Here is a 16,912-nt window from a genome sequence, read left to right on the forward strand (position 1 = left end):
GAGAGGAGCGGCTGCCATGACTCCGCAAAGCGATCAAGGGAATTTATCGGGCACTTCCCAGCTTGGGGCGGCTAAACGTGATCAAGCGAATACGGGCGTGACAGGGCAAGCCGGCAAAGGCGAGGAAAACGTCCGCACGGACGCTGCGGGACAAGCCTGCGGGGAATACTCCCCCGAGCTGTCTCCGCGGCTGGAGGTTAACCGCGAGCAACTGGAATCGCAATTCGCGGGTTGCTCCGACTTTGTGTTGGCGTCCTGGAATTTTGGTCCTGAGATGGGACGCAAAGCCCTCTCCGCTTATTTGGATACGATGGTTTCGATCCAACACGTCAATGAAATGAGGCAGACGCTGCAGGATATGACCCCCCATGAAGTCGGGATGGGAAAGGAGGTTATGCCGGAAGAACTGTTCCATTTTTTCGGCCATCATGGCGTCTCATCACGCAAAGCAACACTGCTGTCGACCATGGACGAGGTAGTCGCCGCTATTGCGCAGGGCTGCCAGGTCCTCTTGTTTGACGGCTGGAATCAAGCCATTTGTTATGAAGCAAACGAAACCATGAAGCGCCAGACGTCGGAGCCCATTATCGAGCCGGTCGTGCAAGGTCCCCACGACAGCATGATCGAGGATTTAAAAAGCAATATCGGCATGATCCGCAATTTGCTGGCATCGCCAAGGCTAAAGGTGAATTTCTTTACCGCCGGGCAAGAAAGCCATAGAACGATTGCTTACGCTTATCTGGACGGGGCAGTTAATCCGGAGTCTCTGGAAAATTTCGAGAATCGAATCAAGGAGATACACCAGGAAGAAATTTTGGAAGTATCCTATCTGGAAGACTGGATCAGCGATTCCGTGTTTTCTCCCTTCCCTCAAGTCAGATATACGGAGCGGCCGGATACGGTTGTTGCCGCCCTGCTGGACGGCAAAATTATCGCATTGGCCAACGGCTCGCCGACCGTACTCATTTGCCCGGGCAATTTTTTCGCGTTTCTGTCCAGCAGCGAAGATTATTATCAGCGAACGCTGTTTTCGCAGCTGGTACGGATTCTCCGCATCGGCGCTTTTTTTATCGCGCTGATGCTGCCCAGCACCTATGTCGCGTTATCCACCTTTCATTCCGAGCTGATCCCTACGGTTTTGCTGCTGGCGATATTGGATTCCCGCGAAGGCATCCCGTTTCCCGCCTTTGTTGAGGCGCTGATTATGGAAATATTTTTCGAGCTGCTGCGGGAGGCGGGCATCCGTCTGCCCCGTCCCGTCGGCTCAGCCGTCAGCATCGTTGGGGCGCTGGTCATCGGACAAGCAGCCATTCAGGCCAAAATCGCTTCCCCGGTAATGGTCATCGTTGTTGCTCTTACGGGGATCGCTTCCTTCGCCCTGCCTCAATACAGCATGGCCATAGCGCTGCGCATCCTGCGTTTTCCCTTGATGGTACTGGGAGCAACGCTAGGCGGCCTTGGCATCATGTTTGGCTTCCTGCTGGCTTTGCTCCATTTATGCACGCTTCGTTCACTGGGAGAGCCTTATCTAGCTCCCGCCGCTCCGCTCAACATCCGGCAATTCCGCGATATTCTTGTGATGCTGCCAAGAAAGTCGCTGCTGCAAAATCCGCGCAACCGGCACAGACATTGCAAGAGGGGAGAAGCCAAATGAAGGCTTGGACAAAAGCGTTATGGCTGCTTCTGGTTGTCCTGTTGACAGGCGGCTGCTGGGATAAATCGGAGCTGATTGAATTCGGCTACGTTCAGGCGGTAGCCATCGACCAGATGGAGCAAGGCGATATCGAACTGACAACTCTGTTCTACAATCCAACCGCCCACAGCGAAAGCAGCGGATCGACCTCGCAGGCCCAAAAAGCTATCGCCATCTCAACGCAAGCACGCTCCGTCAACGAAGCCGTGCAGGATATCCCGCTCCATTTTGGCAGAACGGCCAAATGGGATCATATGCGGATCATTCTGATCGGCGAAAAAGCGGCGCGGAACAATCCAATCGGCGAGCTGCTGGATTTTTTCTCGCGAAACCACGAGCAAAGGGCCACAGTGCTGCTTATGACCACGCAAGGTAACGCCAAGGACTATATTAAAATCAAACCTTACATCGAATACACGATCGGCCAGCAGCTTCGCAAAATCGAGCAATCGGTGTCGCAGTTTTCCGCCAAAACCACCAGCCTGCCGCTATATGAGCTTGCCATACAACTGGAAGGGGAAACCAATGTAGCTATTGTGCCAATGGCGTCCAAAGCTCCTAAAAACAAGGATATCATTGTGGCCGGCACTGCTCTGTTCAAGGATCAGCGATTAGTCAAAAGCCTGGTGTCTCCGGCCAATACCCAGCCTCTGCTCATGCTGCTGAACCGCTATAAGCAAGGCATTATCGAATTGCCTTGCCCCGGTGCAAAACAATCTTCTGGCGATATTCGGGAAATCTTTGAGGTCATCTCCATACACACCAGCGTAAAACCAATCATTAAAGGCGATGAATTGACGGTTAAGGTGGATACCAGGCTAAAGGGGGCCGTTAACGAGCTTCACTGCTCCTCCCTCCAAACCATCAAGGATGAGACGGCGATGCGAAACCGGATTGCGGATCAGGTGAAGGGCGATATGGAAAAGCTGATCGCTTATTTGCAAAAGCATAAGCTGGACGCTTTGGGAATTGGCAACAGCATCTACCGCCGCCATCCCGCCTTGTGGAAAAAATGGAAGCCGGACTGGGAGGAACGTTTTGCCAATGCATCGTTTGTGATCAATGTTGATGCGAATATTCTCAATATCGGGTTAAATGCGGGGGAAACATTCGGGAAGAAGAAAGGGGAATAAGCCATGCTCGCCAGAGCTGTTATACTCATCGCCTTGACGGCGATCATGCTGCTCTGCGACCGTTCCCTGTTGAGAAGCGCGGATAAACGCTCGCGTATAATCTATTGGCTCATGCTTGCTCCCTCTGTCTATCTGGGGGCGCAGTTCATCGCCGATCTGCCGTGGCCAAATCTGGATGAGCTGCTGCGTGCGGCATTTCGAATTCCGGCAGAGCAGATCACGTCCTATTTGAAGGGCAGCCAATCATGAGGAAACTGGAAAAGGAGGGTTAACATGAATGCCAAGCAGCAAACGGTAAGCGCCCTTCAGATGGCAGCGCTGTTCTTGACCTATGTCACCGGCTCAGCCATTATTTTTATTCCCGGCCAGCTTGCCGCTGCAGCGGGTAATGCGGCATGGATTTCCCTTCTGCTGGCATACGGGATGGGGGCGCTGCTGCTTGCGGCGGTCCTCTATCTGTTCCATTGGAGCCAGGGAGAAGGCTGGGTCGGCATCCTGCGCCAAACCGTCGGCAATGGGGTTGCCTCCGTTCTGCTGATTCCTTTTGCAGCGGGCGTATTCTGGCAGCTTGCGGCAATCGTCATCGAAATCGGCAGTTTTTTCAAAAGCACGATGATGAAGGATACGCCTACTGCCGTAACGCAAACGCTGTTTTTTCTCATTGCGGCCTTAACCGCCCGGGCAGGCATCGAGGTCATGGCCCGTATGTTTACATTGCTGCTTATCTTTATGTTCCTGTTCGCCATCGTCGTAATGCTTCTGGCTTCCCCTCTATTTCATACGGAATATTTGCTGCCAGTTCTGCCGGACGGCATCAAACCGGTGCTGCACGGCACGTATATTGCTTTTGGCTTTCCGTACGCGGAGGTTATTTTGTTCTCTCTGCTGCTGCCGTTCACCAGACGCAAGGAAGCCGGATCGCTGGGCAAGTTTTTTCAGCTTGCCCTGCTGATCAACGGATTAACGTTGTGCATGTCCATCGTTTGCACCTTTATGGTACTTGGCCCGTTATCCGGACATCTGAACTACTCCCTGTTCCAGCTTGCCCGGCTTATCTCCATACAGGACATTCTGGAACGGGTAGAGTCCGTGATCGGCTTTTCCTTGATCATAGGCGTATATATGAAAGCCACGATTGTGCTGTTTATGCTGAGCCAGCTGCTATCGGAATGGTTTAAGCTGAACAACACCCGTTTGCTGATTTGTCCGGTCGCCCTTATCGGCCTTCTCTTGTCCATCACCATGTATCCCAACCAAATTACCTATTTTAGTGATGGCTATACGCTTTGGACGATCATCGACAGCGCCGTTTATGTCTGCCCGCTATTGCTGGCTTTTGCCTTCAGCCTGTTCCGTGGCAAACCCGGGAAGTCTCCGGCAGCGAAATAGGGACGATGCTTTACTCCCTCATTCCGATTATTGCGTCAGTTTGCCTAAACGGTTAATCGGAGCCGCCTTCCAGCCTTCTGGACCAACTGGCTGAGCAGCTGCAGCTTTCCCGGAATTGGCTCCATCAGACAACTCCAAAAACCATGCTTCATCATCGGTCGCCAATGCCAAATCAATCAGATCCGGAACAAGCGCGCTTCCTGCAAGCCGAGCATCCGGCAGAGTCCTTAGCCATATTGAACGCACGGTTGCCTTTTTGCCGATTAACGGTTCCTGGTCGCTTTTGACCACATAAACGGACGCAATCCCCCTGATTTCATCCAGGGATTCAACAAATCCATGAATCAATGCGCCTTCCCTCGTTCTGCCGGTAACCCAATCTTCCACGTGAATACTCATATGCCGCACCGCCTCTGCCCTTTTTATTTTTAACTGTAACAAAAGTGTTTACACTTGTTTCTGTAATTCTATAAGTTACAGTTACAATTGTCAAGTCCCGCTCTTTCTTTGTGCGCCTGGTGAATGAACAGAAGCCTCCGCATCCGATCAGTTATCGGACATGGAGGCTTCTACAATATTATTTTCCGAGCTGTCCAAGCTTCTAAGCTTATGAAAGGAACGTAAGCCTCAAGTGTGGTCACCTTCTTGTAGTCGCTCCATAAAAAGCTTCAATTTTCGCTGCGCCCGCCGGTACATCAGGTAATCGACGATATTAATGAATATAGGCTAATCTGGATCAACTCTTGCAGGGACTGGCGCGGACGCCGGTTAAAGCACGGCCTGACGCTCAAGGCTTTCTCTAATGTCCTTGATCAAGAGCACTTTCTCGGCTTCGGTAATGCCGTCCGCGCAAAGCTTGCGCGCCAATGATGGCAATACCCAAAGTTCGGCTTCTTCCCTGGTAATCCCCGTCTCTTTGCGGTATTCATCCAGAAAGGCATGAATCATCGGTTCTCTCAATGTGTCAAAGTGGTCCAGAGCGGAAGGCGGCAATGTAGGCGGCAAAATCGCATACCGTACCATAATGATATATTCAGCCAGGTCGGCCTCCGGGTTGCCCGCCGAAGCATTCATCCAATCCAGCACGGCATAAGTGCCGTCTTCCCGTACCATAATATTTTTGGGATTGGGATCGCCATGGCAAATCGCATTTTTTACGGGTAATTCATCCAGAAAATCCGTAATTTTTTCCGTTTCATCCTTCGTCAAATATCCGGCTCCAAGAATAGCATATTTCATGCTTTCCCTTTGCGAAGGCAAGGAGCCATCATGCGGCTTGCGGTGAATGTCGGCCAGCGCGCGAGCCGTCAGCCGAACATCCTCTTCAATAATGGGTGAATCCGAAAACGGGAGGCCTTTGGACAACTCTTTCAAAAAACGTTCCATGACCGTCTCACCGTAAATGCGTTCAAATACGATTGCCGGTCGATCCTCCACCTTCAAAAGCTGGAAAGGCCTTGTAACGGGCAATCCGTTTTCCCATGCCAGCTTGTTATTGGCAAATTCCTTCTCCATTGCATCAAACCCCGTGTTGGGTTTGGCGATTTTGACAATTTGATCGCCGCTGCCCCAAGCGTGCACCTCGGAGCATCCGCCTTCGGCAATTTTTTGTCCCAGTTGTTGCTTCCATTCCTCTGTCATCTTCCAGTCTCCTTTGCCGAAAGTGCTGTTATACTCGCTTCAAAGTTTTGGAAATACAAGCAAGTTTCTCTACAGCTTAGAACAAAATGTAAGCGCAGTCAATATTAAATAAAAACGCCTTCATCCTCTCCCGTTCGGCAATTGCTGAAAGCAGCCGTGAACGGGAGAGGATAAAGGCGTATATGTGGAATTAACCTATGGTCAGCACGCAGAGCGAAGGTTGTTTATGCCGAATCAGCCTATCGTTTGCACGATGTTGCCTTCGGTGTCTTTGATATGCGTAGGCACAATTTCAATAATAACGTTTCGGAAAGATTGAAGGATAATCCTGCCTGCAACGGGCTTTAATAGAGCGCCCCATTCCTCGGCTGTTTCCGGCGCCAGCAACAAGGCAATGCCGTTCTCCGTCTCCTCTACCGCACTGTTTTCTCCCGGCTCCAGCTCAACCTGCCAACTGGATGAAACCAGCGTAAGCGTCCGGCCATGCGGCAAACGTCCGCTCAGCAACCCGCCGATGACAGCCGCCTGCTTGGCGCCCAGAGTCAGGATATGTACGCCCGTGCCGGCTCCCTCTTCCTCGCCGCTTCGCCAGTCCAGCTGATCCACGAACAAAATGCCCGTGCTGGATCCATCCCGCCGTGCTCCTTCCTGAATGGCGGCAAGCGCCTCCGGGCGTTCCAGAATGGAGCTCCGCTCCAAATCCGTAATATATAGCGGATAATAGTTCAGGAGCGTGTCTAGCAGTCCTTTCGTATTCCACGTCTGGGTTGCCTGCAATTCATCCGCTGTAATTCCTACTACCTGGACGAACTCTACCATTCCGTTAGGCGTATATATTTCCCCAAGCTCGGGGTCCGTCACAAACCCAAGCGCGGTCAGCTTCGTAGCAGACTCCAGCCTGATTGGGCTATTGGCGTCCATATGGTCGCCGGATTGAAAAACGTTCCCGCTTTTGAACACATAACGGGCCAAATTTTGCAGCAAATTCATGCTCCAGGCGGGAGGTTCGCCCTCCCCGGGCGCTTTCGCCAGACGCATCGTCAGCTCGAAGCCGTAGCCGCTGTATTGCTCGTCATCCGTTTCCTTCTCGTAAAGGTCGGAAAAACCGTACGTTACGTAATGCCAGTGGGGAATAGGGCGCTCCGCGCTGTATACGCTAATGCCGTTAAGCGGATCATTGCCTCCCAGCATATAAGGCAGCGCTGCAGCATAATGCCGCGGCTGCTGCTCCCCATAGATTTTTTCCAATGCGTCGTCTATGGCATTCCAGCCGATTGCTTCCACTTCATCACTCATAGCGACTCCTCCTTTAACCTGAAATCAATGAGTCCTAGACGGCGATAATGCGTCCTTGACCCGCCAACTCCCGAAGCTCTCGCGGCAAAAGATCATGATCCTGTTCCGGTATGCTCAGCTCGATGCCATAGCGATTTCCTTCATCGTCGGGCAAGCTCCAGCGAAGCTCCCCAACCAGAGTAAGGAGCTCCTCGTTTAGAACAAGCTCCAGGCTGACGGCTATTTTACGGTCCTCTATTGGCAGAAGAAGCGGCAGCCACACGCAACAGCCCGACTTGCTGATATTATGGAGAACAGCCTTAACGGGTTTCGAGGGCGTCTGCACGCCGTTAATGCTCAAAAATCGAAGCTCGAACGCGATAGGCTCTTTAAATACATATCGAAAAGGGGTCTGTCGGCGATTTATGGTCATTGGGGCCTCCGTTAGCGTCATTGTAATGCTAGTTCTTGTAACCGCTATTATCTATTATTATAGAGGTTGTTCAAAAAGTCCACTTACCATTAAGAAGATTGCCTGGCAGCATGGCCGACATCGAATATGACATTCCGTCTTCTCGGTACTGAAAAGCGAACTTTTTGAACACGCACTTATTCGTATTCATCGTCAGGAAAACAGCGGAAATGAATAGATCGCAATACGATTTTCCTATATTTAGGGGGAAACCCTCAGTTGGAAGGCTTTAATTCCTTGTAATACAGATTGGTGGCATGCAGTTTGCCGTTTGCCGACCTGGCATAAAGGGGAATGCTGCCTGCTTTGATGTAGCCCAGCGATGCATACAAAAGATTGGAAGGATCGCCATCTCTTGTGTCCAGCACCAGCAGCCTTTTTCCCATCCCCTTCGCAATTGTCTCTGCAGCTTCCATTAATGCACGCCCGATTCCGCCTCGCCGGAAACGGGGATGCGTCATCAGTTTGGCAACTTCCGCCCGGTGATCGCCATTGGCCTTCATGCACACATGCAGTTGAACAGTTCCGGCCAGCGCCCCATCCGCAAAAGCGCCTAATAAAACAACGTCCGGTGCAGGCACGCTTCTCCAATAAGCCTCGGCTTCCGCAAGACCAAGGGGCGGCAGAAATCCGATGGATGCGCCTCCTTCTACGACCTCGCTAAGCAGCTCCGAAAACGGTTCGATATAGCGATCGATCCCCACAATCTCTTTAATTTCCAATTCGTACGGCATGATCATTCCTCCTTTGATTACTCAAAATATGTTGAAACCGTCCTTCCGTTAAAAGCCTCTTCCTTAACCGTTCATCGCCGCCAGCAGGCTGTCCATAATATGCAACCTGCCCGCCGGCGTCCAGCTCAGCGCAAACCAGTTGTTAACGGAGTGCACCGAGCCGTTTTGCACCGCCGGGATGCCGGACCAAACCTCGGTCCGCACCATACGGCTGTACATGTGCTCGCTTCCCGCCAGCACGTGATGCTTGTAGACAAACATCAGATCGCTGTTCAGCGCTGGCAATGACTCTGGCTCCATTTCGCTTCGCCAGCTGCCCACAACCGCGGGCAAACCCGGCTGCAGTCCCAACTCGCCATACAGCAATTGGCTTAACGGGTGCCCCGTTGTGCCAAGTATGCCTACCGTTTGATGATTCACCTGAAGCACTGTCACACGCCGCTGCCGCGCGGCTTCCCCAAGCGCCTGCTTCACCTGCTCCGCCCTCAGCACCAGACTGCCAAGCGCCTCATCCGCCGTTTCTTCCTTGTGCAGCAAACCGGCAAGCTTCAGGAAGTTTTTTTGCCAATCCCAGACAGGCAAATCCAGCATGACCGGAAAAGCCACTTCTTTTATGGCATCGCGAAACTCGGAATGGTATTCGTCCACAATGATCAAATCCGGCTCTGAGGCAAGCAGTGCGTTCCAGCGCTTGCCGAATGTTTCCCGATAGGCCTCGGCGTCGACGCCGGGATAGTGAAACCAGTCACCCTCATAAACGGGTTTGACGTCCAGGGCATGAAGGTAGTGCTGGAACCCCATGGAGGAAAGAATGGCTACCCTTGGCTGCTCCTTGCGCGTATAAAGCTTGGGTGGAATGCCAACGACGCGCTGAAACATGCGGCTAAAATAAAATTCGCTGCTGAAGCCCGCGGCGGCGGCGGCTTCCTTGACGCGGAAGTGCTGCTGCCTGAGCAGTTCCTTGGCTTTATTGATTCGAATTTCATTCAGGTATTCCACCGGCGCCTGGCCCATGACCTTGCGGAATTGCGCGGAATACGCTGCCGATGTCATCCCCGCCTCCGCCGCAAGCTCGGAAACGCTGATTTTGTCCATAAAGCAACGCTCCATATACTGAATGCTCCTGCGTATTCGCTCATCGTTTTCCTGGGATAAAGCATCGCTGCTATAGATCAGCTTCTGCATCCATTGCTCCAGAGCCAGCCTGGCCAAAAAACGGCTTTGCTCACTCCGCTCCTTGTCCAATTCCGCCAGCCGCAGGATGGTTTGCAGTGACTGCTGGGGCAGCGACGTTGTTATTTTCCCCGGCAGCAATCCGCCGGTAAGCGACAGGCGCGAAGCGGCCTTAATCTCCCCGTGCGCTTTAACCATTTCAATGGGATAAAAGAACACAGCGTAGTAAGAAAATCCGTTCACCTGCTCTGGAAACTCCACGATCATGCCCGGAACGAGCAGATACAGCCCCAGCGGGCGGATTTTGCAAAGCGCGCCGTCCAGCCGCGCCACGGCTTCGCCTTCGGTAATAAAAATCAGCACATGAACGCCGATCCGCCAGCTTCTTGCCTCTCCGCCTCTTATTTTTCTGGATCGAACCGATGACAACAGATATACCGTTCCCAGGCTGCCGACTTTCATTTCCATCGTTGTTCGTTACCTGCCTCCCGCATAGTTGAAGCCTTTTGCTTCTATTATAAGCCAGGCTTGCGTTTCAGCAACAATATCAGCATATAAGGCGCGCCTGCAAGAGCGACAATAAGACCAACCGGGATTTCAAAAGGCGGCGCGATCATTCGCCCGATAAGATCGGACAACATAACGAGAGCCCCTCCAAGCAAAGCCGCCACCGGCAGCCTTATAATCGACCTGGCGCCAACCAGCCTGGTTGCCATGTGAGGCGCCATCAGCCCGACAAACGGGATAGTACCAGCCATAGACACAGCCGAACCTGCCAAACCTACACTAATCAAAATAAAAATCAGACGGCTCTGTTCCAGACGGGAGCCAAGCCCCTTGGCCGAAGTATCATCCAGCATGAGCACATCCAGCCGCTTGGACAACATCAGCGTCAGCGGCAGCAGCACGGCGATCCAGTGAAGCAGAATCCAGACATGCTCCCAGGTCCGCGCATATAAGCTGCCCGCCATCCAGATATAAGCTTGGGAGACCCGAAAAATTTGTCCCACCGCAATTAAATAAGTAATCAGCGCTCCCGCCATTGCAGAAATGGCGACGCCAGCAAGCAGCATTCCATCCATGGAGGAACGGCTCCGCCAGGCCAGCATATAGATGATGAGAGCCGCCGCAAGAGCTCCCCCAAACGCGGCCAAAGGCAGCATCCTGGCGGGAAATGCCGGCGCCATCACCAGAACGGCAACAACAGCGGCTGCGGCTCCCGCGTTCAAGCCGATAACGCCGGGCGAAGCAAGCGGATTGCGGGTGACAACCTGCAGCAAAGCTCCCGCAAGCGCCAGACTGGAGCCCGCCAGAAAACCCGTAATCATTCTGGGAAGCCGAAGCTCCCGGATGGTAAAGGAATATGTGCCATCCCCAAAACCAAGCGCTGCTGCCCAACCATCCAGAATGGGAATATCTCTGCTGCCAAGCGCTACGCTCAACAACGCGATAACGGCATTTAGCCCAAGCAATACAACAATCGCCATAATCCATCGTCTGCTCCAAACACCTGCCGCTATGTCGTTCCCCCCCTTTGCCTCACGAGATACAGCAGGAACGGAGCGCCAACAAACGCAGTCACGACGCCAACGGGAATTTCTTGTCCCGGCAGCACAAACCTCGCGCCAATATCGGCAGCAAGCAGCAGCAAAGCTCCCAGAAGGGCCGAATACGGCAGCGCCCACCGGTAATCGCTCCCTGCCAGCGCTCTGGCCAGATGCGGAACCGCCAAACCAACAAATCCGATTGGCCCCGCAATCGCAACCGCTCCCCCCGCAAGCAGCACAATGGCGATTATGCAAAGCGCCTTTATTCCTTTCACCCGCTGGCCCAGTCCTTGTGCGGCCTCATCTCCAAGGCGCAGGACATTCATGTGCCCGCCTAGCGCAAATGCGCCAACCAATCCCGCCGCCATAAACGGCAAGGCGATTTTAAACAACTCCATGTCCCGTCCCGTCAAAGCGCCGGCCAGCCAATACCGCATCGTATCCAGCGACTGGTTGTTCAGGATGAGAATGCCCTGCATGAGCGAAGCCAGCAGCAAATTCAATGTTGCGCCCGCCAATACAAGCCGGATGGGCGTCCACCTGCCCGATCCGACGGAGCCAAGCAGCAGCAATCCCGCCCCTGCTGCTCCCGCTCCAACCAACGCGGATGCCGCAAAAACCTCCAGCGAGGAGGTTTGAAAAATAAACGATGAAATAACCGCTGCCAGCGCAGCTCCGTAATTGACGCCAAACAGCTCCGGTCCGGCAAGACCGTTGCGGGTAAGCCCCTGCATCAAGCATCCCGCTACCGCCAGACAAGCCCCGACCGCCGCGGCGATTACTGCCCTTGGCAGACGTACGCCCCGCACGATGAGATGTTCTTGCGAGCCGTTGAAAAAAAACAATCCCTCCGCAACGGAGCGAAGCGGAATACGTACGATGCCCAGCGCCATGCTGGCCATTACGGCGGCAATCGCCAGCACTGCCAAAACAGCCAGGTTAACCCATTTGCCCCTCATTCCAGCTCTCCCCCTGCTTTCTTTTTACATCAGCCGCAAATACGCAAAGAATTGAGCCGCCCTGCCGGACGACTCAATTCTATACATGCTTGCACTGCATTTAATTGCCTTTCTGATGAGCTAAAGCGCCCAATTTCCCGTTTGTGGCGGCGCCTTTGCTCCCTGCCTATTGTCCTTCAATCAGAAACGTATTCAAATCGCCGAGCACTTTGTTTACGGCCTGAATGCCGAGTCCGCTCAGCCAATATTCCCATTCGACTGGGTGAACGGCATTGTTTTGCACAGCCTGCAGCGATGCCCACAGCGGGCTTTTCTCCAGTTTGGCAAAAGCGTCCGGCTCGCGATTGAACCAGAGCACCACATCGCCGTCAAGCTCGGCAATTTGTTCTTCCGTAATGTCCTTGGAGAACCCTTCTTCGCTTTGCGACGCCGGTCTTGCCACTCCCGCGTCCGTCATAATGCTTCCGGCAAACGTATCTTGCAGGTACACTTGAATTTTGTCCGCGCGGGGACGAACCAGAGAAACCTGAACGCCGCCCTTATCGGCAAGCTTTCCTTTTATTTCATCAGCGGCTGCTTGATAGGATTTCAGCAGCTCCTCGCCTTCAGCCGCCTTGTTGACCGCTTCGGCATGCAGCTTGAGATTTGCCTTCCAGGTTACGCCCAACGTTTCGACAAAAACCACGGGAGCGATTTGCTGCAGCTGTGCTCTGATGCCGTCATGCGTATCTTTATTCCCGATAATAAGGTCGGGCTTTAGCGCATCGATAGCTTCCAGGTTTGGTTCGTTAACCGTTCCGATATTCTGGATTCCATCCGTTCCCTCCAAATAAGACGGATAAGGATCATTTGCCGCCAAAATAGAAGGCGCAGCGATAGGCTTCACGCCAAGCGCCAGCAAATTGTCCAGCGCGCCAATATCCAATACAACGATTTTGGACGGACTGGCCGGAATCTCAACCTCTCCATAAGCATCCTGAATGGTGCGCGCATCCTGCGAGGGCTCGCTGCCGCTGGCGTTGCCGCCGTCCGTCCCCTTCGTTGCTTCTGCCGAAGGCGTAACCGTTGCTTCCGCGATGTTCACCTTGGCCTTTCCTCCGCAGCCTGCCAGCACAAGCACCATTGTTAGCGCCAAAGCAAGCAATAAAAACCATTTTCGGCTGCCGGTAGTCAATGTCTCAATCATGTTGTTCCCCCTGCTTTCTAATAAAAATGATAATCATTATTAGTTATTATAAAGGCCATTTTCTTGACATGTCCATGCACAAACCTTTTGATTTCATGCAATAAAATGGTCCTGAATCCAGCTGTCCGCAAAAATGTCAGATAACCGTACACTGCTCGCGGCGACTCGGGACTATGGTTGTCAAACTTCTGAATCATGACAAAATTAGACTTTTTTTGATACGATTAGACCCAACGATAGCGGAATGGGAGGAAAAAAATGACAGGAGCATCAAACCGTCCCTTGATGTCTTTGGCTGAAGTCTACCGGCTGTCGAAGAAGTCGGAATTTAGGCGCCTTGGAATCGTTACCGCCCTGCTTTTTTTCGTTTTGGCGCTTTCCGCCGTTCTTTATTCCATTCAATTTGAATATGTGTATGCCTTTTTTATACTGATTTCGTCTTTTTTCCTGTGGAATCTGCTTATACGGAACAGCAAGCTCGCCGATTACCTGGCGTATAGGCGTTTCGTCAAGCAATGGCCCGGATTATTGGCCGAGCCCGATCGTGTCGTATGGTTGTACATCTCCACTGCCGGCTTGTACGGCCATCTTCACAAAGTGGTTATCGCCGATTCCCTTGGCAACCGCCACATACTGGACTGCGGCGATGATTTCGAAATGGCCGAGCGCTGGATGACGGCGGGGAAAGAGACCTTTCCGCTCTGTATTTTCGGGCATGAGCCGGGAGACGGGCTTTATGATCTTTATAACGAAGGACCTGCTGTTTTTTATCTCTATGCCAAAAGGCTTAAGCCGCCGGAGAAGCGGCTTCCCGTATTGACTCTTCAGCAAGCCAGGCAACATGCCCGGACGATGACGACCCAGAATCTTCCCCCCACCTTTGAACATCTTCCGCAGGATCCCCGAATCCAATTTATGGTTGGCTGCGATATCCGATTTTGCATCATGGCTAGTGCTTACGACTTATATGAAATAACACGCGGGGCAACGATCTACGGTGACAAAACTCCGTTCTTTTTTGCCGAAATCTTCTACAGTCTTGATTATGCAAAAAGCCGTTATCCCGGCTCCATAGGCGAATCGTTGGAAAACGACGCTTTGGAACGGCTGGCGCGCGATTGGGGAATTACGGACAGGCGGGGCCTGTTCCATTATTTGAATTGGCTCCTGCAATCCGGTCAACGCGCCGATACCAACGTGAAGGAAATTAGCTCCGTCCGGAACATGTTCCCCCATGTCCGCACAACGGCGGGTTTTGATATTGCCCGCTTCGTGCAGATTGTCCGATGCGGGCTGATGACGGGCTTGTTGAACGATACTGACGAAGCTGAGGCATGGCTGTTGAAAAGCCATCGTTTGTTTACCTGTCATTTTGCGGGATATGACGACTTTGTGGATAGCTATCTGGCGGGGCTATTTGCGTGGAGTCCCACCGCTTATCAGGCAGGCCTGCAGGAGGTTTGTTATGCATATATGAATCCTTTTTGCCCATGGAACCGGCACAAAACGGAATCTTCCACATCGGCGCAATGAGAAGTTTGCGTCAATAAAAAAAAACGGCACGATGGAACAGAAGCTTCCGCGCCCGATCCCGTGCCGATTTTTCGGATTATTGATTGCCTAACATCACTTCCAGCACGTCATCGATCATTTTGCTGTTGGCGATTGTGCCCGTATACAGCCAGCTGTGCTGGTTGTCAAAGTCGTAGAGATTGCCGTTTGCTACTGCGGGAATGCCTGACCACAGCGGGTTGCTTAGCAGATCATCCCTGCTGTGCTCGCTTGTATTAACGATAAAGAGATGGTCAGCCTCCAGGCCCGCAAGCGCCTCCAGCGAGATGGAGGTCCAGTTTTTGTCGGAGCCTTCCGTCGCTTTTTGAACCGTGGCAGGTACGTTAAAGCCCAGATCCTCATAAATCACCGCGCCGCTAGACAGCTTGGGATTAACGACATAAACGCTTTTGGCCGTTACCCACAGCACAGCAGCGGACGGGCTGCCAAAGGTTTCCTGAATTTGCTCTTTAGCCTCCGACGCTTTGCGCTCGTATGCTTCCAACGCCGCCTTGGCTTCTTCGCTTTTATTCAGCACTTCACCCACGATTAGCAGCTCCTGCCGCCAATCGTTGTTGGCTTGATCCCCAACGGTGTAGGTGGGGGCGATTTTGGCGTATTGCTCATATTTTCCGCCTGACGCCATTTCCGCATTGTCGATCAAAATAAGATCGGGCTCAAAGCCGGCAACGACTTCGTAAGGCAGCTCGCCCGGAATGACGGGAATTTCCGCCAACTCGTCCTGCAAATAAAACTGTACGGTTTTTCCGTCATAGACCGACCACTGCGCTACCGGTTTAATTCCAAGCGCCACCAAATGATCCTCCAGATAAGAAGCAATGATTCTCTGAGGTTGATCGGGCAATACTACTTCGTTGCCGAGAGCGTCCGTTTTTGTCCGTTGCTGGGCTGCAGGCTCGGAAGAAGAAGCGGCTCCCGAAGATGGCGATGGAATTGAATCCCCCGACCCTGCCGGTGTTGCGGATGCGGCACTCTGGCCTCCGGCTCCTCCCCCGCATGCCGCCAGCATGATTGTCATACTAAGCAGCAGCGATGCCGCCAATGAACGTTTAAGCATAGATGAGTCCTCTTTTCTCTGTTGATAATGAGTTTCATATTCACTATCAGCAATGTACCATTGATCATTTTGGGATTCAATGGACAATCCTTTGTCAAAAAGGGGACTATCCTTAGGTGGTGGCTGCCATGTCTCGCCGGCTTCCGTTGTTTCCGGCAGCAAGCCGCTTGCGCCCAAGCTGCGGTATCGCATGGGCGGCATGCCCTTATGCTTTTTGAACAATCGGCCAAAATAATGGGGATCCTCGTAGCCCACGCTGCGGGCAATATCCTGAAGCGTGCAATCACTCTCCAGCAGCAGCCGTTCGGCCTCCGCTATGCGCACCTGGATCAGATAATCGATGGGGCTATGGCCCGTCTGCCGCTTGAATTGCACGGATAAATAAGCCGGGCTATAGTTAAAACGCTCCGCCAGCGCATCCAGCGTCAAATGCTCGCCGTAATGTTTTCGGATATGGGCCGTCACTTTGGCGGAGAGCGTTTTTTGACGATCGCCCCCTTGCAGTCCTGAACGAAATGCCTTTCCGGATTGAACCCGCTGACGCAGAATCGTTTCCACCAACACATAAAACTGCACCTTCAGTCGAAAATGGTCATCCGGCGCTGCTCCCGGCCGATTCCAGCCCTTGTACAGTTCCTCCGTTTGCTGCAGCACAAGCGCAGCGGATTCCGGGCGAATGCTGTAGAGAGGCTGTCGGGTCGGACTGCTCCAGTCCGGAGGCAAAGCCAAGCTGTAGTCAATTTGATAGTATTCAACGGCTTTATGATCATCAGCCGCTAACACTAGCAGCACTGTGCCTTTTGGCGCGTGCATGACATAGGGATGTGCGGCGAAAAATGTTACATTATCGGCATGAAGCAAGGCGCTGCCGCGAGATAAAATAATAAACCTGTCCGCTTCCAGCTGCTGCCTGCCGGCTCCGTCGACATAGCTTCCACCGCTTTCACTACCTACACTGCGTTTGCTGTCCACGCTGCTTCCCGGCTTTACATAGCCCCTGCTCACGTCAAGCAGTTGAACGGCAGCATGCTGCCATAGCCGCATTAATTCATTGTCCTGCATAAATCCGGTGGTTCCTTTC

General features: G+C 52.8%; 15 protein-coding genes. 5 read left to right on the forward strand and 10 right to left on the reverse strand.

Translation table 11 applies throughout. The features are described from left to right. Positions 1 to 16: 16 nt before the first annotated feature. From ACX93W_RS22645 to ACX93W_RS22660, 4 genes are read left to right on the forward strand one after another with little or no spacing between them, the layout of a single operon-like run. Entirely contained in the window at positions 17 to 1,654 is a 1,638-nt protein-coding gene (locus ACX93W_RS22645) for a spore germination protein (RefSeq protein WP_459394651.1), read from the forward strand. Continuing rightward, positions 1,651 to 2,826 carry a Ger(x)C family spore germination protein gene (locus ACX93W_RS22650; protein WP_459394652.1) on the forward strand — a complete coding sequence of 392 codons (1,176 nt, stop codon included), beginning with the start codon at positions 1,651 to 1,653 and terminating at the stop codon, positions 2,824 to 2,826. The genes ACX93W_RS22645 and ACX93W_RS22650 overlap by 4 nt, the downstream gene beginning before the upstream one ends. A gap of 3 nt (positions 2,827 to 2,829) precedes the next feature. Further along, positions 2,830 to 3,075, forward strand: a complete 246-nt coding sequence (locus ACX93W_RS22655; RefSeq protein ID WP_459394653.1) for a hypothetical protein — start codon at positions 2,830 to 2,832, stop codon at positions 3,073 to 3,075. A gap of 24 nt (positions 3,076 to 3,099) precedes the next feature. Next, positions 3,100 to 4,215, forward strand: coding sequence for a GerAB/ArcD/ProY family transporter (locus ACX93W_RS22660; protein WP_459394654.1), 1,116 nt, complete (start codon positions 3,100 to 3,102; stop codon positions 4,213 to 4,215). A 27-nt stretch (positions 4,216 to 4,242) separates the two neighbouring features. On the opposite strand, the gene ACX93W_RS22665 is transcribed toward ACX93W_RS22660, so the two are convergent. The 9 genes from ACX93W_RS22665 to ACX93W_RS22705 all read right to left on the reverse strand — a co-directional run bounded on the left by ACX93W_RS22665 (position 4,243) and on the right by ACX93W_RS22705 (position 13,202). Then, complete coding sequence (locus ACX93W_RS22665) at positions 4,243 to 4,614, reverse strand: IDEAL domain-containing protein (RefSeq protein ID WP_459394655.1); 372 nt, start codon at positions 4,612 to 4,614, stop codon at positions 4,243 to 4,245. A 369-nt stretch (positions 4,615 to 4,983) separates the two neighbouring features. Beyond that, positions 4,984 to 5,856: a phosphotransferase family protein gene (locus ACX93W_RS22670; RefSeq protein WP_459394656.1), complete on the reverse strand. Its 873-nt coding sequence runs from the start codon at positions 5,854 to 5,856 to the stop codon at positions 4,984 to 4,986. A 234-nt stretch (positions 5,857 to 6,090) separates the two neighbouring features. Further along, positions 6,091 to 7,152 carry a suppressor of fused domain protein gene (locus tag ACX93W_RS22675; protein ID WP_459394657.1) on the reverse strand — a complete coding sequence of 354 codons (1,062 nt, stop codon included), beginning with the start codon at positions 7,150 to 7,152 and terminating at the stop codon, positions 6,091 to 6,093. A gap of 34 nt (positions 7,153 to 7,186) precedes the next feature. Next, on the reverse strand, positions 7,187 to 7,564 hold the full coding sequence (locus ACX93W_RS22680; protein ID WP_459394658.1) for a PilZ domain-containing protein: 378 nt from the start codon (positions 7,562 to 7,564) through the stop codon (positions 7,187 to 7,189). Between the two features lie 254 nt (positions 7,565 to 7,818). Beyond that, positions 7,819 to 8,337 carry a GNAT family N-acetyltransferase gene (locus tag ACX93W_RS22685; protein WP_459394659.1) on the reverse strand — a complete coding sequence of 173 codons (519 nt, stop codon included), beginning with the start codon at positions 8,335 to 8,337 and terminating at the stop codon, positions 7,819 to 7,821. 63 nt (positions 8,338 to 8,400) lie between these two features. Further along, positions 8,401 to 9,978: a helix-turn-helix domain-containing protein gene (locus ACX93W_RS22690; RefSeq protein WP_459394660.1), complete on the reverse strand. Its 1,578-nt coding sequence runs from the start codon at positions 9,976 to 9,978 to the stop codon at positions 8,401 to 8,403. A 47-nt stretch (positions 9,979 to 10,025) separates the two neighbouring features. Continuing rightward, positions 10,026 to 10,997 carry a FecCD family ABC transporter permease gene (locus tag ACX93W_RS22695; RefSeq protein ID WP_459394661.1) on the reverse strand — a complete coding sequence of 324 codons (972 nt, stop codon included), beginning with the start codon at positions 10,995 to 10,997 and terminating at the stop codon, positions 10,026 to 10,028. 29 nt (positions 10,998 to 11,026) lie between these two features. Beyond that, positions 11,027 to 12,016 carry a FecCD family ABC transporter permease gene (locus ACX93W_RS22700; protein ID WP_459394662.1) on the reverse strand — a complete coding sequence of 330 codons (990 nt, stop codon included), beginning with the start codon at positions 12,014 to 12,016 and terminating at the stop codon, positions 11,027 to 11,029. Between the two features lie 166 nt (positions 12,017 to 12,182). Beyond that, entirely contained in the window at positions 12,183 to 13,202 is a 1,020-nt protein-coding gene (locus ACX93W_RS22705; protein ID WP_459394663.1) for an ABC transporter substrate-binding protein, read from the reverse strand. A gap of 258 nt (positions 13,203 to 13,460) precedes the next feature. Here ACX93W_RS22705 and ACX93W_RS22710 point away from each other — a divergent pair, with 258 nt between their 5' ends. After that, complete coding sequence (locus ACX93W_RS22710; protein WP_459394664.1) at positions 13,461 to 14,735, forward strand: DUF1266 domain-containing protein; 1,275 nt, start codon at positions 13,461 to 13,463, stop codon at positions 14,733 to 14,735. A 76-nt stretch (positions 14,736 to 14,811) separates the two neighbouring features. Here the strand turns inward: ACX93W_RS22710 and ACX93W_RS22715 are convergent, their stop codons facing one another. Next, positions 14,812 to 16,893, reverse strand: a complete 2,082-nt coding sequence (locus tag ACX93W_RS22715; RefSeq protein ID WP_459394665.1) for an AraC family transcriptional regulator — start codon at positions 16,891 to 16,893, stop codon at positions 14,812 to 14,814. Positions 16,894 to 16,912 lie beyond the last annotated feature (19 nt).

Source organism: Paenibacillus sp. CAU 1782, assembly GCF_054551715.1.

Excerpts from the sequence above, each read along its gene's own strand:
- ACX93W_RS22650 (WP_459394652.1), top strand. The coding sequence starts at position 1,651 with ATGAAGGCTTGGACAAAAGCGTTATGGCTGCTTCTGGTTGTCCTGTTG.
- ACX93W_RS22690 (WP_459394660.1), bottom strand. The coding sequence starts at position 9,978 with ATGGAAATGAAAGTCGGCAGCCTGGGAACGGTATATCTGTTGTCATCG.
- ACX93W_RS22670 (WP_459394656.1), bottom strand. The coding sequence starts at position 5,856 with ATGACAGAGGAATGGAAGCAACAACTGGGACAAAAAATTGCCGAAGGC.
- ACX93W_RS22685 (WP_459394659.1), bottom strand. The coding sequence starts at position 8,337 with ATGCCGTACGAATTGGAAATTAAAGAGATTGTGGGGATCGATCGCTAT.
- ACX93W_RS22700 (WP_459394662.1), bottom strand. The coding sequence starts at position 12,016 with ATGAGGGGCAAATGGGTTAACCTGGCTGTTTTGGCAGTGCTGGCGATT.
- ACX93W_RS22705 (WP_459394663.1), bottom strand. The coding sequence starts at position 13,202 with ATGATTGAGACATTGACTACCGGCAGCCGAAAATGGTTTTTATTGCTT.
- ACX93W_RS22645 (WP_459394651.1), top strand. The coding sequence starts at position 17 with ATGACTCCGCAAAGCGATCAAGGGAATTTATCGGGCACTTCCCAGCTT.
- ACX93W_RS22695 (WP_459394661.1), bottom strand. The coding sequence starts at position 10,997 with ATGGCGATTGTTGTATTGCTTGGGCTAAATGCCGTTATCGCGTTGTTG.
- ACX93W_RS22715 (WP_459394665.1), bottom strand. The coding sequence starts at position 16,893 with ATGCAGGACAATGAATTAATGCGGCTATGGCAGCATGCTGCCGTTCAA.
- ACX93W_RS22665 (WP_459394655.1), bottom strand. The coding sequence starts at position 4,614 with ATGAGTATTCACGTGGAAGATTGGGTTACCGGCAGAACGAGGGAAGGC.
- ACX93W_RS22710 (WP_459394664.1), top strand. The coding sequence starts at position 13,461 with ATGACAGGAGCATCAAACCGTCCCTTGATGTCTTTGGCTGAAGTCTAC.
- ACX93W_RS22675 (WP_459394657.1), bottom strand. The coding sequence starts at position 7,152 with ATGAGTGATGAAGTGGAAGCAATCGGCTGGAATGCCATAGACGACGCA.
- ACX93W_RS22660 (WP_459394654.1), top strand. The coding sequence starts at position 3,100 with ATGAATGCCAAGCAGCAAACGGTAAGCGCCCTTCAGATGGCAGCGCTG.
- ACX93W_RS22655 (WP_459394653.1), top strand. The coding sequence starts at position 2,830 with ATGCTCGCCAGAGCTGTTATACTCATCGCCTTGACGGCGATCATGCTG.
- ACX93W_RS22680 (WP_459394658.1), bottom strand. The coding sequence starts at position 7,564 with ATGACCATAAATCGCCGACAGACCCCTTTTCGATATGTATTTAAAGAG.